Genomic DNA, 14,969 nt, shown 5'->3' with positions numbered 1-14,969 from the left:
GTCGCCGGAGATTACGTACGTGTCTAACGATCGGCGCCCAGGACAGGCACCAGTGCGGCGCCCAGGGCGGCCGGATCATGACGGGGAGTGCCGTCGGTGACCGCGACGGGAGCGAGGACCAGGCGGGCACCCAGCGATTCTGCCGCACGTTCGACCGGTTCGGGGTCACCCGCCGCCTTGGAATCGGCGACCACTCGGTCGACCCTCAGCTCCGGCAGGTACGAGCGCAGCGCGGCCAGATGGTCGGCCTGGGAGAGCCCGGAGGTCTCCTTCTCGGCGGCGAGGTTCAGCGTGACGAGCCGCCGCGCCGGGCTGGCGACGATCGCGGCGGCGAGCTGCGGCACCAGCAGGTGCGGCAGGACGCTCGTGTACCAGCTGCCCGGCCCGAAGATCAGCCAGTCGGCCGCACCGATCGCGGCGACCGCCTGCGGGCAGGCCTCCGGCGCGACCGGGGTGAGCCGCAACGACTCCACCCGACCGGTGGTCACCGCCACCTGGTGCTGGCCCGTGATCGTGCGCACCTCGTCCGGCCGGCTCGGGTCGGCGCCGCGTACCCGCGCCTCGATCCCCACCGGCTCGCATGACATCGGCAGCACCCGGCCGACCGTGCCGAGCATCGCGCCGGCGTGCTCCAGGGCGGCCACCGGGTCGCCGAGCAACTCCATCAGCCCGCAGAGCACCAGGTTGCCCACCGCGTGCCCGGCCAGCCCGCCGGCCTCGGCGCCCGCCCGGCCGGCCGCACCGGCACCCGCCCGTCCTCCGGCGATCCCGCCGGTCGCCCCGGCCGGCTCCGGGCCGGAAGGGGCCCGTCCGGTACCGGAGACCCGGGGGCGACCGGCCGCTCCGCCCCCGGCGGAAGCCGGACCGCCGGCGGGCGGCACCTCGGCGTAGCGGTGTTGGAAGAGCTTGGCGCTGCGCCGGGTGGCCGGATGGTCGCCGGCCAGCGCGACCAGCGCCTGCCGCAGGTCGCCCGGGGGCAGGCCGCCCCGCTCGGCCCGCAGCCGGCCGCTGGAGCCACCGTCGTCGCCGACGGTGACCACCGCCGTGATGTCGAGGTCCAGCTCGGGGGCGCAGCGGCGCAGGGCGCGCAGCGAGGCGGACAGGCCGTGCCCGCCGCCGAAGGCGACCACACGCGTCGCCGTCACTCGCGCCCCAGGTCGCGGTGCTGCGCGTTGGCGGCCAGACCGGAGTGACGCAGCCGAGCGGCCAGCTCCTCGGCGATGGCCACGCTGCGGTGCTTGCCGCCGGTGCAGCCGACCGCCACCGTCAGGTAGCGCTTGCCCTCCCGCTCGAAGCCGACGGTGGTCGCGTTGACCAGGTCGGCGTACGACCCGACGAAGGCGTCCGCGCCCTCCTGCCCCAGCACGTACGAGCTGACCGCCTCCTCCCGGCCGGTGTGCTCGCGCAGTTCCGGCACCCAGTACGGGTTGGGCAGGAAGCGGGCGTCGAGCACGAAGTCGGCGTCCGGCGGCAGGCCGTACTTGAAGCCGAAGGAGAGCACGGTGACCCGCAGCCGGCGGGCGTCCTCGCCGCCGAAGAGCTCCTCGACGCGGCGGCGCAGCTGGTTGACGTTCAGGTGGCTGGTGTCGATGATCACGTCGGCCTGGTCGCGGGCCTCCTCCAGCAGGCCCCGCTCGACCGCGATGCCGTCGGCGAGCCGCCCGTCGCCCTGCAACGGGTGCGAGCGCCGGACGCTCTCGAACCGCCGGATCAGCACCTCGTCGTCGGCGTCGACGAAGACCACCCGGGGCGAGAAGCCGCGCTCCTTCAGCTCCCGGATCGCCCCCGCCAGGTCGGTGGAGAAGGCGCGCGAGCGCACGTCCAGCACCATCGCCGTACGCCGGGCCGCCCCGCCCGCCTTGAACGCCAGCTCGGCCATGTCGAGCATGAGCGCCTGCGGCAGGTTGTCCACCACGTAGAACCCGACGTTCTCCAACGCCCTCGCCACCGTGCTGCGGCCGCCGCCGGAGAGCCCGGTGACCACCACCAGGGTGGTGTCCGACTCCGCCGGTGTCTGCTGCCCGGTCACCGTCGCGCCCCGTTCCTCGGCCGTACGCGCCTCGCTCACCCACTACCCCCAAGCCGTGGCGCCGCGGCCGGCACCCCCGGCCGCGCGTGGTCAATCAGCGACTCTATCCCGCACCATCCGGGCGTTGCCGGCACGTCCCCGGCCGCCGCCGTGGTGGCGTCCGCCCCGACGGAGGGTTTGACCTGGGCGCGAGGGTCGTGCTCCCGACAGGCGGACCCCTTGATGACGATCAGCCAACGTCCATACGCTGCACGTGATCGCCGCAGGTGGCGACTGGTTTCTGGGAGGCGGGATGCACGATCTGGCGGAGAAGAACAAATACGTCGGCTTCCTGTTCATGAGGATCAATCCGGAATACTTCGCCCTGGGCCGGGAGGGCATCCACGAGGTCTCCGCCGAGCACGCCCGCGACCTGGGCCGCTTCGCCAAGCAGCTCACCCACGTGGTCTGCACCGGGGTCAACGGCCGCTACGACCAGGTGACCATGGTCGAGGCGGACACCCTGGAGGAGATCAACGCGGCAGCCACGGCGTTCCGGATGGGCAACAAGGCCCGCTACATCGAGATCGTCGACATCGTGGTCGGGATGAAGGCCCCGCCGCGCGGACTGGCCAAGCGTTCCGCCCAGCCCGACTGAGCGACCCGGAGGCCGCCGGACCGCGACGCTCCGGTCCGGCGGTCGCCCTGATCCGCGACCCGCCCGCTCGGGTCCGCCGGCTGTCGGGGGAGGTTCGTAGAATCCTCGGATGGCTTCCCCCACCGACCTGCGCTCCGCCGACGCCCTGGAGGTGCTGCGCCGGGTCTTCGGCTACGACGCCTTCCGCGGCTTCCAGCAGGAGGTGATCGACCACGTGGTGGCCGGCGGCGACGCGCTGGTGCTGATGCCCACCGGCGGCGGCAAGTCGCTGTGCTACCAGATCCCCGCGCTGGTCCGCGACGGCGTGGCGGTGGTGGTCTCCCCGCTGATCGCGCTCATGCAGGACCAGGTCGACGCGCTGACGGCGGTCGGTGTGCGGGCCGGCTTCCTCAACTCGACCCAGGATCTCGACGCCCGCCGCGTGGTGGAGCGGGCGTTCGTCGGCGGCGAGCTGGACCTGCTCTACCTCGCCCCGGAGGCGTTGGGCACCCGCGGGGTGCAGCAGTTGCTCGACCGGGGCAGGATCGCCCTGTTCGCCATCGACGAGGCGCACTGCGTGTCGCAGTGGGGGCACGACTTCCGCCCCGACTACCTCGCCCTGTCGATGCTGCACGAGCGCTGGCCCGACGTGCCCCGCATCGCGCTCACCGCCACCGCGACCAGCGCGACCCGCGACGAGATCGCGACCCGGCTCAAGCTCACCGACGCCCGGCACTTCGTGGCGAGCTTCGACCGGCCCAACATCCAGTACCGGATCGTGCCCAAGCGCGAGCCGCGCAAGCAGTTGCTGAGCCTGCTGCGCGACGAGCACCCCGGCGACGCGGGCATCGTCTACTGCCTGTCGCGCGCCTCGGTGGAGAAGACGGCGGAGTTCCTCACCGCCAACGGCGTCGCCGCGCTGCCCTACCACGCCGGCCTGGACGCGGCGACCCGCGCGCGCAACCAGCAGCGCTTCCTGCGCGAGGACGGCCTGGTGATGGTGGCGACCATCGCGTTCGGCATGGGCATCGACAAGCCCGACGTCCGCTTCGTCGCCCACCTCGACCTGCCCAAGTCCGTCGAGGGCTACTACCAGGAGACCGGTCGCGCCGGGCGCGACGGGCTGCCGTCGACCGCCTGGCTGGCGTACGGGCTCCAGGACGTGGTGCAGCAGCGCAAGATGATCGAGACCTCCGACGGGGACCTCGCCCACCGGCGCAACCTCGCCGCCCACCTCGACGCGATGCTCGCCCTCTGCGAGACGGTCCGCTGCCGGCGGGGCCAGCTGCTCGACTACTTCGGCGAGAAGGCGGAAGCCGCCTGCGGCAACTGCGACACCTGCCTCAGCCCGCCGGAGTCCTGGGACGGCACCGTCGCGGCGCAGAAGCTGCTCTCCACGGTCTTCCGGCTCGACCGGGAACGCAACCAGCGCTTCGGCGCGGGGCACTGCGTCGACATCCTGCTCGGCCGCACGACCGACAAGGTCACCCAGTACGGCCACGACTCCCTGACCGTCTTCGGCATCGGCGGCGAGCTGCGCGAGGCCGAGTGGCGCGGCGTGGTGCGGCAGCTGCTGGCCGAGGGGCTGCTGGCCGTCGAGGGCGACTACGGCACGCTGGCCCTCACCGAGGCCAGCGCGGAGGTGCTGGGCCGCCGCCGCACGGTGATGATGCGCCGCGAGCCGGAGAAGGTCGCCTCGTCCCGGTCGGCGAAGCCACGCGGGGCGGCCACCGTCGTCGCCGAGCTCTCCCCCACCGCCGCCGGGGTCTTCGAGCGGCTGCGCGCCTGGCGGGGGGCCACCGCCAAGGAGCAGGGCGTCCCGGCGTACGTGATCTTCCACGACGCCACGCTGCGGCAGATCGCCACCGACGCGCCCACGTCGCTGGCCGAGCTGTCCGCCGTCAGCGGCGTCGGCGAGAACAAGCTCGCGAAGTACGGCGAGCAGATCCTGGCCGTCCTGGCCGAGTGACGGCCGGCCGCGCCACCGTCCGCGACGTGCACCTGGCCTTCGGGTCGCACCGGGTGCTGCGCGGGCCCGGCCAGGCGTCGGCGCGCGGGCCGACGGCGGCGGGTCAGTCCCCGGCCGGGGTCTTCGCCTCGCCGCCCAGCGCGGCGAGGATCGCCTCGGCGGTGCGCCGGCCCACGCCGGGCACCTCGGTGATCTCCTCGACGGTGGCGGCGGAGAGCCGCTTGAGCGAGCCGAAGTGCCGCAGCAGCGCCTTGCGCCGCACCTCCCCCAGGCCGGGCACCCTGTCGAGCGCCGACTCGGTCATCCGCTTGGAGCGCCGCTGGCGGTGGAAGGTGATGGCGAAGCGGTGCGCCTCGTCGCGCACCCGTTGCAGCAGATAGAGCCCCTCCGAGGTGCGCGGCAGGATGACCGGGAACTCGTCGTCGGGCAGCCACACCTCCTCCAGCCGCTTGGCCAGGCCGCACAGCGCCACGTCGTCGACGCCCAGCTCCGCGAGGGCCTGCGCCGCCGCCGCGACCTGCGGCGCGCCGCCGTCGACCACCACCAGCTGCGGCGGGTACGCGAACCGGCGGGGGCGTCCCGTGGTCGGGTCGATCAGGACGCCGACGGCGCGCTCCTCGGACCCGCCCGGCTCGTCGGACCCGCCGGGCTCGTGGGGATCGTGGGGATCGCCGGGTTCGCGGGGCGCGCCGGGCGCGGGCTGCCCGGCCGGGGCGACCGGGTCGTCGGCCGGCTCGACGCCCGCCTCGCCGGTCTCGGCGCGGGCGTCGAGGTAGCGCGCGAAGCGGCGGCGCAGCACCTCGGACATGGCGGAGAGGTCGTCGGTGGCGCCCCGGATGATGAAGCGCCGGTATTCGCTCTTGCGGGGCAGCCCGTCCTCGAAGACGACCATGCTCGCCACCACGTCGGTGCCCTGCATCTGGGAGATGTCGAAGCACTCGATGCGCAACGGCGAGGTGCGCATGTCGAGCGCCTCGGTGATCTCGTCGAGCGCCTTGCTGCGGGTGGTCAGGTCGCCGGCCCGGCGCAGCTTGTGCCGGGCCAGGGCGTCCTTGGCGTTGCGCTCGACCGTCTCCAGCAGCGACCGTTTGTCGCCGCGCTGCGGCACCCGCAGGCTGACCCGGCTGCCCCGGTGGCCGGAGAGCCAGTCGGCGAGCGCGTCGGCGTCGGTGGGCAGCGCCGGCACGAGCAGCTCGCGCGGCACGTCGGCCTCGCCCTGCTCGCCGCCGTAGACCTGGGTGCAGAAGTGGTGCACCAGGTCGCCCGTGCTCAGCTCCTCGGTCTTCTCCACCACCCAGCCGCGCTGGCCACGGACGCGGCCGTCGCGCACGTGGAAGACCTGGACGGCCGCTTCGAGGGGGTCGTCGGCGAACGCCACCACGTCGGCGTCGGTGCCGTCGCCGAGCACGACTGTCTGCTTCTCCATCGCCCGGCGCAGCGCGGCCACGTCGTCGCGCAACCGGGCCGCCCGCTCGAACTCCAGCTGCTCGCTGGCCTCGGTCATCTCGCGTTCGAGCCGGCGCACCATCGAGTCGGTGCGCCCGCCCATGAAGTCGCAGAAACCGTCGACGATCTCCCGGTGCCGCTCGGGGGTGACGCTGCCGACGCAGGGGGCCGAACACTTGCCGATGTAACCCAGCAGGCAGGGGCGGCCCACCTGGCTGGCACGCTTGAACACCCCCGCCGAGCAGGTGCGCGCCGGGAAGACCCGCAGCAGCAGGTCGAGCGTCTCGCGGATCGCCCAGGCGTGCGAGTAGGGCCCGAAGTAGCGCACCCCCTTGCGCTTGGCGCCCCGCATCACCTGCAACCGGGGGAACTCCTCGTCGAGGGTGACCGCGAGGTAGGGGTAGGACTTGTCGTCGCGGTAGCGGACGTTGAAACGCGGGTCGTACTGCTTGATCCAGGTGTATTCGAGCTGGAGCGCCTCGACCTCGGTGCCGACGGTGACCCAGTCCACCGACTCGGCGGTGGTGACCATCTGCTGGGTGCGCTGGTGCAGGCCCCACAGGTCGGCGAAGTAGGAGTTGAGCCGACTGCGCAGGTTCTTCGCCTTGCCGACGTAGATCACCCGGCCGGTGCCGTCGCGGAACCGGTAGACCCCCGGTGACTCCGGGATGGTGCCGGGCGCGGGACGGTAGGTCGAGGGGTCAGCCACGGCAGCAAGCCTAGTCCGCACCCCCGACAGCTCCCCGGACGCCGCGTCCCCGCCCCGTCCCGCCCGCCGGCCCCCGGCAACCCGAAACTCCGGTGCCGCCGGAGTCGCTCCCCGCTAACGTCCGCCCCCTGGCCGGCCGACGCGGGGGGAGCACGGGGACATGGGCGCGAACCCCGCGGGAGGCAGCCGAGGGGGTGCCGTCCTCGTGGCGGCGCTCACCGTCGACTCGGTCGGCAACGGGCTCTTCCTGCCCCTGTCGCTTGTGTACTTCCTGCGGCTCACCGACGTGCCCTTGGCGCTTCTCGGGGTGCTGCTCAGCGCGGCGACCGTGCTCACCCTGCCGGTGCCGCTGTGGGCGGGATCGCTGGCGGACCGGATCGGGGCGCTGCCGGTGGTCGTCGCCTCCCAACTGCTCCAGGCCGCCGGCTACCTGGCGTACGCCTGGGTGCGGGGGCCGGTCGGCGTCTTCGTGGCGGCGGCGCTGGTCGCCGTCGGCGTGCGGTTCTTCTGGTCCGCCGTCTTCACGGCGGTCGCCGACTACGCCGACGGCAGCCCGGGCGGCTGGGCCCGGGACACCTGGTACGCGATCAGCAACGGCGCCCGTACCGCCGGCCTGGCGGTGGGGGGCCTGACCACGGGCGTGGTGGTGGCCGACGGGCGGGCCGGCACCTACCGCGCGGTGGCCTACGCGGCGGCGGCCTGCTTCGCCCTCGCCGCGGTGCTCATCGCCGCCCGGGTGCGGATCCCGCCGGCCACCGACCGCCCGGCGGGATCCGGGCGGGGCGGGTACGCCACGCTGCTGCGGGACCGCCCGTTCCTCGCCCTCATCGGCCTGAACACCGTCTTCGCGCTGAGCACCATGATGCTCGGCCTGGCCCTGCCCACGATGATGCTCACGGACCTGCGGGGCCCCGCCTGGCTGACCTCCGCCGTCCTGGCCGGCAACGCGTTCCTCGTCGCCCTGCTGTCGGCGCCCGTCGGCGCCCGCCTGCCGCAGCACCGCCGCACCCGTGCGGTCGCGCTGGCCGCCGCCCTCTGGACGCTCTGGAGCCTCGCCATGGCGACCCTCGGCCCGGGGCGCCTCGGCGTGGTGGCCGCGCTGCTGGTCGCGGCGACGCTGCTGTTCACCGTCGCGGAACTGGTGCACGCGCCGGCGTCCGCCGCGCTGGCCGCGGCCGCCGCCCCGATCGCCGCCCGGGGCCGATACCTGGCGGCCTTCCAGTACTCCTTCGCCCTCGCCTCGATGGTCGCGCCGGCCTTCTTCGGCACCCTGTACGAGGTCGACACCGCCGCGCCCTGGCTGGTGCTGGCGCTACTCAACGCCGTCGGCGTCGCCGGCATCCTGCTGCTGGAGCGGAGCCTGCCGCCGGCCGCCCTGCGCGAGCGGCCGCCGACGGGCGAGCGGCCGGCAGCGGGCGAGCGGCCGTCGGTGGTCGACGCGAGCGCCGCCGCGGACTGAGCGGTGCCAGCGGCCCGGTTCGGGTCGCCGGCCGCACCCGACGGGTCAGGCCAGCGAGATCTGGTCGCCGGTGACCTTGACGTTCTTCGGCGGCAGCGGCTTGGTGGCCGGGCCGCCCTTCACCGAGCCGTCCTCGATCGAGAACTTGCTGAAGTGGCAGGTGCAGTTGATGGTGCCGCCGTCGACGTTCGTCACCGGGCAGCCCTGGTGGGTGCAGATCGAGTCGAACCCCTTGAACTCGCCCTCGCGCGGCTGGGTGATCACCACGCCCTGGGCGGGATAGACCGTGCCGCCGCCGACCGGGATGTCGGCCGTACGGGCCAGCGACTGCGCGCCCTGGCGGTCGCCGCCGCCGGCGTCACCGGTGCTGGGCACCGCCGGGCCGCCGCTGGTCGGGGCCGCCCCGTCGCCGGAGTCGTCGCTGCCGCAGGCGGCCAGGACCACCGCCGCGCCGACCGCGCCCGCGCCCGTGAGGAGGGCGCGTCGCGTCCGCGTCGCCGGCCCGGTCAGCCCCTGATCGTCACTCATGCCTCGCCCTTCTCTCGGCTGCCGCCGCCTGGTCATGATCCGCGGCCACACTCGGGTGCACGGATCACTCTGCCCGACGGTTCACCTGATCGGCGACCGAGGGCCACCCAGGGTGGGCGTGGGCCCGCCCCGGATGGCCCCGTCGGCGATCCGCCCCCTGCCGGCGGCCGGACGGCGTGACCGGGCGACTGCCCGGGCTGGTGTCGATCGCGCCGTCCCTGGTCGTCGCCCTGGTCGACCCGCACCCACACGACCTGGGGAGCGTGCCGTCAGCGCGCCTCGGCCCGCGCCTTGCGGGGGCGGGTGGCGGCCTTGGTGCCGTTGGCCTTGGCCGCCCGGGAGGTGGCCGCCGCCGCGCCCTTCGCGTCGCCGTCGAGCTTGAGCACCTGGCGCAGGAAGTGGCCGGTGTGGCTGCCGGGCACCTCGGCGACCTCCTCGGGGGTGCCGGTGGCGAGCACCGTGCCGCCCCGGTGACCGCCCTCGGGGCCCATGTCGATCAGCCAGTCGGCCGTCTTGATCACGTCGAGGTTGTGCTCGATGGTGATCACCGTGTTGCCCTTGTCGACAAGCCCCTCGAGCACCATCAGCAGCTTGCGGATGTCCTCGAAGTGCAGGCCGGTGGTCGGCTCGTCGAGGACGTAGACCGTCCGCCCGGTCGAGCGCTTCTGCAACTCGGAGGCGAGCTTGACCCGCTGCGCCTCGCCGCCGGAGAGCGTGGGCGCGGGCTGGCCGAGCCGGACGTAGCCGAGGCCGACGTCGACAAGCGTCTTGAGGTGCCGGTGGATGGCCGGGATGGCGGAGAAGAACTCGGCCGCCTCCTCGATCGGCATCTCCAGCACGTCGGAGACGGTCTTGCCCTTGTAGTGCACCTCCAGGGTCTCCCGGTTGTAGCGGGCGCCCTTGCAGACCTCGCACGGGACGTACACGTCGGGCAGGAAGTTCATCTCGATCTTGATGGTGCCGTCGCCGGAGCACGCCTCGCAGCGGCCGCCCTTGACGTTGAACGAGAACCGGCCGGGGCCGTAGCCCCGGACCTTGGCCTCGGTGGTCTCGGCGAAGAGCTTGCGGACGTGGTCCCAGACCCCGGTGTAGGTGGCCGGGTTGGAGCGCGGGGTGCGGCCGATCGGCGACTGGTCGACGCCGACCACCTTGTCAACGTGCTCCAGCCCGGAGACCCGGGTGTGCCGGCCGGGCACCAGCCGCGCGCCGTTGATCTGGTTGGCCAGCACCGTGTAGAGGATGTCGTTGACCAGCGTCGACTTGCCGGAGCCGCTGACCCCGGTGACGGCGATGAGCTGGCCGAGCGGGAACGACACGGTCAGGTTGCGCAGGTTGTGCTCGCGCGCGCCGTGCACCACCAGCTCCCGGTCCGGGGTCTGGGCGCGGCGCCCCTGCGGCGTCGGGATCGACCGGCGGCCCGACAGGTAGGCCCCGGTCACCGACTCCGGGTTCTCCAGCAGCGCCGACACGGAGCCGCTGTGCACGATCTTGCCGCCGTGCTCGCCCGCGCCCGGGCCGATGTCGACGATCCAGTCGGCGGTGCGGATCGTGTCCTCGTCGTGCTCGACGACGATCAGCGTGTTGCCCAGGCCGCGCAGCCGGACCAGGGTCTCGATCAGCCGGTGGTTGTCGCGCTGGTGCAGCCCGATCGACGGCTCGTCGAGGACGTAGAGCACCCCGACCAGGCCGGAGCCGATCTGGGTGGCCAGCCGGATGCGCTGCGCCTCGCCGCCCGAGAGGGTGCCGGCCGGGCGGTCCAGGGAGAGGTAGTCGAGGCCGACGTCGAGCAGGAACTTCAGCCGGGCGTTGATCTCCTTCAGCACCCGCTCGGCGATCAGCTTCTGCCGGTCGGTCAGCTCGATGCCGGCGAGCAGGTCGGCGGCCTCGCCGACGGAGAGGTTGCAGACCTCGGCGATGCTCCTGCCGGCCAGGGTGACCGCGAGCACCTCGGGCTTGAGCCGGGCGCCCCCGCAGGCCGCGCAGGGCACGTCGCGCATGTAGCCCTCGTACTTCTCGCGCGACCACTCCGACTCGGTGTCGGTGTGCCGGCGCTCGATCCACTGCACCACGCCCTCGAAGCCGGTGTAGTAGGAGCGCTCGCGGCCGAACTTGTTGCGGTAGCGCACGTGCACCTGGTCGTCGGAGCCGTGCAGGATCGTCTTCTGCGCCCGCGACGGCAGGGCCCGCCAGGGCGTGTCGACGTCGAAGTGCTCGGCCGCGCCGAGGGCCTCCAGCAGGCGCAGGAAGTATTCCAGGTTGTGCCCGGTCGACCAGGGCTGGATCGCGCCCTCGCGCAGGGAACGCTCCGGGTCGGGGACGAGCAGCTCGGGGTCGACCTCCTTCTTGGTGCCCAGGCCGGTGCACTCGGGGCACGCGCCGTAGGGCGCGTTGAAGGAGAAGACCCGGGGCTCCAGGTCCTCGATGGCGAGGGGGTGGTCGTTGGGGCAGGCCAGGTGCTCGGAGTAGCGCCGCTCGCGCTCCGGATCGTCCTCGGGCAGGTCGACGAAGTCGAGCAGGACGAGGCCGTTGGACAGGCCCAGGGCGGCCTCGACCGAGTCGGTCAGCCGCTGCTTGGCGCTCGGCTTGACGGTGAGGCGGTCGATCACCACCTCGATGGTGTGCTTCTCCTGCTTCTTCAGCTTCGGCGGCTCGGTCAGCGGATGCACGACGCCGTCGACCCGGGCCCGGGCGTAGCCCTTGGCCTGGAGCTCGGCGAAGAGGTCGACGTACTCGCCCTTGCGGCCGCGCACCACGGGCGAGAGCACCATGAACTTGGTGCCCTCGGTCATCGCGAGGACCCGGTCGACGATCTGCTGCGGGGTCTGCCGGGAGATCCGCTCGCCGCAGACCGGGCAGTGCGGCTCGCCGATGCGGGCGAAGAGCAGCCGGAGGTAGTCGTAGACCTCGGTGATGGTGCCCACCGTCGAGCGCGGGTTGCGCGAGGTGGACTTCTGGTCGATGGAGACCGCCGGGCTCAGGCCCTCGATGAAGTCGACGTCCGGCTTGTCCATCTGGCCGAGGAACTGCCGCGCGTACGACGACAGCGACTCGACGTAGCGGCGCTGCCCCTCGGCGAAGATCGTGTCGAAGGCCAGGCTCGACTTGCCCGACCCGGAGAGCCCCGTGAACACGATCAGGGCGTCCCGGGGCAGGTCGAGACTGACGTCACGCAGGTTGTGCTCGCGCGCGCCACGGATGATCAGTCGGTCGGCCACTGTCCGTGTACTCCCGGGTGAAGAAGATGAGGAGGAATTGTCCGCTCCAAGGCTGGTCTGAGCGGTTGTCTGAGTGGTTGTGGGCGCGCAGAAAGGCGCCTCGGCAACTCTAGCCCCGAGGTACGACAACTTCCCTCGCCGGCACATTCCCCCAGCTCAGCCCGGTCCGCCGCGCCCGAGGAAACCGATCCGCCGCGCCTGAGGAAGCCGGTCGCCGCGCCCGAGGAAGCCGATCCGCGGCGGGCGAGGAAGCCGATCCGCGGCGGGCGAAGAAGCCGGCCCTGAAGAAACGGGCGGGACCGGTCGACGACCGGCCCCGCCCGTGCCTACCTCCGTCAGGGGCGGGCCGCCCGCCGCCGGCCCGCGCGCCAGCCGCCACGCCGCTGCGCGGCCAGCCGGACCTCCCGCCGCCGGCTCTCGAAGGCCAGCTCCCGCTGGAGCTTGCGCCAGCTCTCCCAGCGCCGCGCCGGCAGCTCGCCGGTCTCCAGCGCCTCGCGCACCGCGCAGGCGGGCTCCCCGTCGTGCCCGCAGTCGGCGTACCGGCAGCCGGTGGCCAGCTCGGCGATGTCCGCGAACGCCCGGTCCAGCCCCGCCGAGCCGTCGAGCAGGCCGACCGCCCGTACCCCCGGGGTGTCCAGCACGGCGCCGCCGCCGGGCACCGGGAGCAGCGCCCGCCAGGTGGTGGTGTGCCGGCCCTTGCCGTCGACGCGCCGGATCGCCTGCGTCGGCATCAGCGCCGCCCCGGCCAGCGCGTTGACCAGGCTCGACTTGCCCGCGCCGGACGGGCCGAGCAGGCCGAGCGTGCGGCCGGGCGCCACCTCGGCGCGCAGCGGGTCGAGCCCGGTGCCGTGCTCGGCGCTGACGGCCAGCACCGGCACGCCGGGGGCGATCCCGGCGAGCTGGCGCGCGACGGCCTCCGGGTCGGCCGCCAGGTCGGCCTTGGTGAGCACGACCAGCGGCCGGGCGCCGGACTCGTGCGCCAGGGAGAGCAGCCGTTCGATCCGGCCGACGTCCGGCTCGGGGTGCACGGGCTCCACCACGGCGGCGGCGTCGAGGTTGGCGGCCAGCACCTGGCCGCTGGCGTCCTTGCCGGCGGTCCGCCGGACGAGGGCGGTGCGCCTCGGCAGCACCGCCTCCACCGTGACGTTGCGGTCAGGCCAGGTGCCCAGCAGCACCCAGTCCCCCGCGCAGGGCAGGCGGGTCAGGTCGCGGGCGGCGGCGGCCAGGACCGCCCCGCCCAGGGTGGCGCGGACCGGGCCGTCCGCGCAGAGCACGGTGCAGACGCCGCGGTCCACCCGGGCCACCCGGCCCGGTCGGTGCCCGCCGCGTCGCGGTACGTGTGCCGCCCGCTCGGCATCCCAGCCGAGGGCGGTCAAATCGATGGTCATGGCATCCTCATCGGTGTCGGAGCGGTTGACGCACGCGTGCTGCTGCCGGCATGGTCACCACCTCCCCGCCGTCCGGTGCCGCGTTCCACGCCGACGGTAGGACGCGCCGCGACGCGCCGAAAGCGATTTCCCCGGCGACGCGGAGTCCCCCGGCGGATAGGGTCGGTGGGTGACCACGGATCCGCTTCTGCTGACGGGCGAGGTGGACGCGGCCACGGACCGTCTGCTGCGGACCGCCGCCGCCCTCGACGACACCGGCCTCGCCGCCGCCTCGCTGCTGCCGGCGTGGAGCCGGGGACACGTCCTGGCCCACCTGGCCCGCAACGCCGACGGCTTCGTCAACCTGCTCGTCGCGGCCCGCACCGGCGAGCCGATCCCGATGTACGCCTCCGCGGCGGCCCGGGACGCCGACATCGAGGCCGGGGCCGCCCGCCCGCCCGCCGCCCACCTGGACGACCTGCGCCGCTCGGCCGTCCGGTTCACCGAGGCGGTCGCCGCGATGCCGGTCGAGGCGTGGGCGGCCACGGTCCAGACGCGGCGCGGCCCCTGGCCGGCGGCCATGCTGGTCTGGGGCCGGCTGCGCGAGATCGAGGTGCACCACGTGGACCTCGACGCCGGCTACCGGCCGGCCGACTGGCCCGAGTCGTTCGGCCACCGGCTGCTGCACGAGGTGGTCGGCGACCTCGCCGGCCGCGCCGACGTGCCGCCGATGGTGCTGCGCTTCGACGGCAGCCGGCACGAACTGGCCGTCGGCGACCGGACCGCCGCCCCCACGGTCACCGGTGCCGCTCCCGAACTCGCCGCCTGGCTGATCGGCCGCAGCCCGGGCACCGTGCTGACCGTCACCCCCGACGGCCCCCTGCCGCAACCACCGGAATGGATATAGACGACCTCATGACCTACAGCGGAGACGTCACGCCCGGCGGCGCGCCGGCCGTACGCGAGCTCGACCGGCTCACCATCACGAAGGTGTCGGTGGGCCCGATGGACAACAACGCCTACCTGCTGCGCTGCCGGGCCACCGGCGAGCAGGTGCTGATCGACGCCGCCAACGAGGCGCCCCGGCTGCTCGAACTGGTCGGCGACGCAGGGCTGGCCACGGTGGTCACCACCCACCAGCACATGGACCACTGGGTGGCGCTGGAGGAGGTGGTCGCCAAGACCGGCGCCCGGCCCCTGGTGCACGCCGACGACGCGGCCGGGCTGCCGATCGAGGCCGCGACGCTCGCCGACGGCGACAGCGTGCCGGTGGGCGACTGCGCGCTGGAGGTGATCCACGTCAAGGGCCACACCCCCGGCTCGATCGCGCTGCTCTACCGCGACCCGGCGGGGTCGCCGCACCTGTTCACCGGCGACAGCCTCTTCCCCGGCGGGGTCGGCAACACCGACAAGGACCCGGAGCGGTTCTCCGCGCTCATCGACGACGTCGAGCACAAGCTCTTCGACCGGCTGCCCGACGAGACCTGGTTCTACCCGGGTCACGGCAAGGACAGCACGCTCGGCGCGGAACGCCCCGCGCTGCCCCGTCGCGGTCCATCAACGTGAGCGTCCGGTCGTCGATCGGCAACATGCTCGCGGGCCCCTTCGCATCAGCGAGCGGGGCAGTCGGC

General features: G+C 73.8%; 11 protein-coding genes. 5 read left to right on the top strand and 6 right to left on the bottom strand.

The features are described from left to right. Positions 1 to 23: 23 nt before the first annotated feature. On the bottom strand, positions 24 to 1,145 hold the full coding sequence (locus AB0B83_RS20690) for a 2-phospho-L-lactate transferase CofD family protein (protein WP_357579567.1): 1,122 nt from the start codon (positions 1,143 to 1,145) through the stop codon (positions 24 to 26). Next, a complete protein-coding gene (gene rapZ / locus AB0B83_RS20685; protein WP_151453375.1) occupies positions 1,142 to 2,029 on the bottom strand; it encodes an RNase adapter RapZ in 888 nt (295 codons plus the stop codon). Before rapZ ends, AB0B83_RS20690 begins: the two co-directional genes overlap by 4 nt. A gap of 292 nt (positions 2,030 to 2,321) precedes the next feature. Here rapZ and AB0B83_RS20680 point away from each other — a divergent pair, with 292 nt between their 5' ends. Both AB0B83_RS20680 and recQ read left to right on the top strand, forming a co-directional pair. After that, positions 2,322 to 2,666: a hypothetical protein gene (locus tag AB0B83_RS20680; protein ID WP_151453341.1), complete on the top strand. Its 345-nt coding sequence runs from the start codon at positions 2,322 to 2,324 to the stop codon at positions 2,664 to 2,666. Between the two features lie 109 nt (positions 2,667 to 2,775). Continuing rightward, the gene (gene recQ / locus AB0B83_RS20675; protein WP_357579566.1) at positions 2,776 to 4,614 is read left to right on the top strand and encodes a DNA helicase RecQ; all 1,839 of its coding nucleotides are present in this window, start codon (positions 2,776 to 2,778) and stop codon (positions 4,612 to 4,614) included. Between the two features lie 103 nt (positions 4,615 to 4,717). On the opposite strand, the gene uvrC is transcribed toward recQ, so the two are convergent. Further along, the gene (gene uvrC, locus AB0B83_RS20670; protein WP_357579565.1) at positions 4,718 to 6,769 is read right to left on the bottom strand and encodes an excinuclease ABC subunit UvrC; all 2,052 of its coding nucleotides are present in this window, start codon (positions 6,767 to 6,769) and stop codon (positions 4,718 to 4,720) included. 160 nt (positions 6,770 to 6,929) lie between these two features. On the opposite strand from uvrC, the gene AB0B83_RS20665 reads away from it, so the two are divergent. Then, the gene (locus AB0B83_RS20665) at positions 6,930 to 8,228 is read left to right on the top strand and encodes an MFS transporter (RefSeq protein WP_357579564.1); all 1,299 of its coding nucleotides are present in this window, start codon (positions 6,930 to 6,932) and stop codon (positions 8,226 to 8,228) included. Between the two features lie 45 nt (positions 8,229 to 8,273). Here AB0B83_RS20665 and AB0B83_RS20660 read toward each other — a convergent pair whose 3' ends face one another. The 3 genes from AB0B83_RS20660 to rsgA all read right to left on the bottom strand — a co-directional run bounded on the left by AB0B83_RS20660 (position 8,274) and on the right by rsgA (position 13,359). Next, positions 8,274 to 8,756 (bottom strand): Rieske (2Fe-2S) protein, encoded by a 483-nt coding sequence (locus AB0B83_RS20660; protein WP_151456977.1) that lies wholly within the window; start codon positions 8,754 to 8,756, stop codon positions 8,274 to 8,276. 269 nt (positions 8,757 to 9,025) lie between these two features. Continuing rightward, positions 9,026 to 11,971 (bottom strand): excinuclease ABC subunit UvrA, encoded by a 2,946-nt coding sequence (gene uvrA / locus AB0B83_RS20655; protein WP_357579563.1) that lies wholly within the window; start codon positions 11,969 to 11,971, stop codon positions 9,026 to 9,028. Positions 11,972 to 12,306: 335 nt separating this feature from the next. Next, entirely contained in the window at positions 12,307 to 13,359 is a 1,053-nt protein-coding gene (rsgA, locus tag AB0B83_RS20650) for a ribosome small subunit-dependent GTPase A (RefSeq protein ID WP_311414601.1), read from the bottom strand. A gap of 169 nt (positions 13,360 to 13,528) precedes the next feature. Here rsgA and AB0B83_RS20645 point away from each other — a divergent pair, with 169 nt between their 5' ends. Both AB0B83_RS20645 and AB0B83_RS20640 read left to right on the top strand, forming a co-directional pair. Further along, the gene (locus tag AB0B83_RS20645; protein ID WP_357579562.1) at positions 13,529 to 14,245 is read left to right on the top strand and encodes a maleylpyruvate isomerase family mycothiol-dependent enzyme; all 717 of its coding nucleotides are present in this window, start codon (positions 13,529 to 13,531) and stop codon (positions 14,243 to 14,245) included. A gap of 8 nt (positions 14,246 to 14,253) precedes the next feature. Beyond that, positions 14,254 to 14,904 (top strand): MBL fold metallo-hydrolase, encoded by a 651-nt coding sequence (locus AB0B83_RS20640; protein WP_357579561.1) that lies wholly within the window; start codon positions 14,254 to 14,256, stop codon positions 14,902 to 14,904. Positions 14,905 to 14,969: the final 65 nt, after the last annotated feature.

Source organism: Micromonospora sp. NPDC049060, from assembly GCF_040649055.1.
Classification (GTDB): domain Bacteria; phylum Actinomycetota; class Actinomycetes; order Mycobacteriales; family Micromonosporaceae; genus Micromonospora; species Micromonospora reichwaldensis.
The sequence above is the reverse complement of the archived record's forward strand: the minus strand, read 5'-3'. Positions and strand labels throughout refer to the sequence as shown.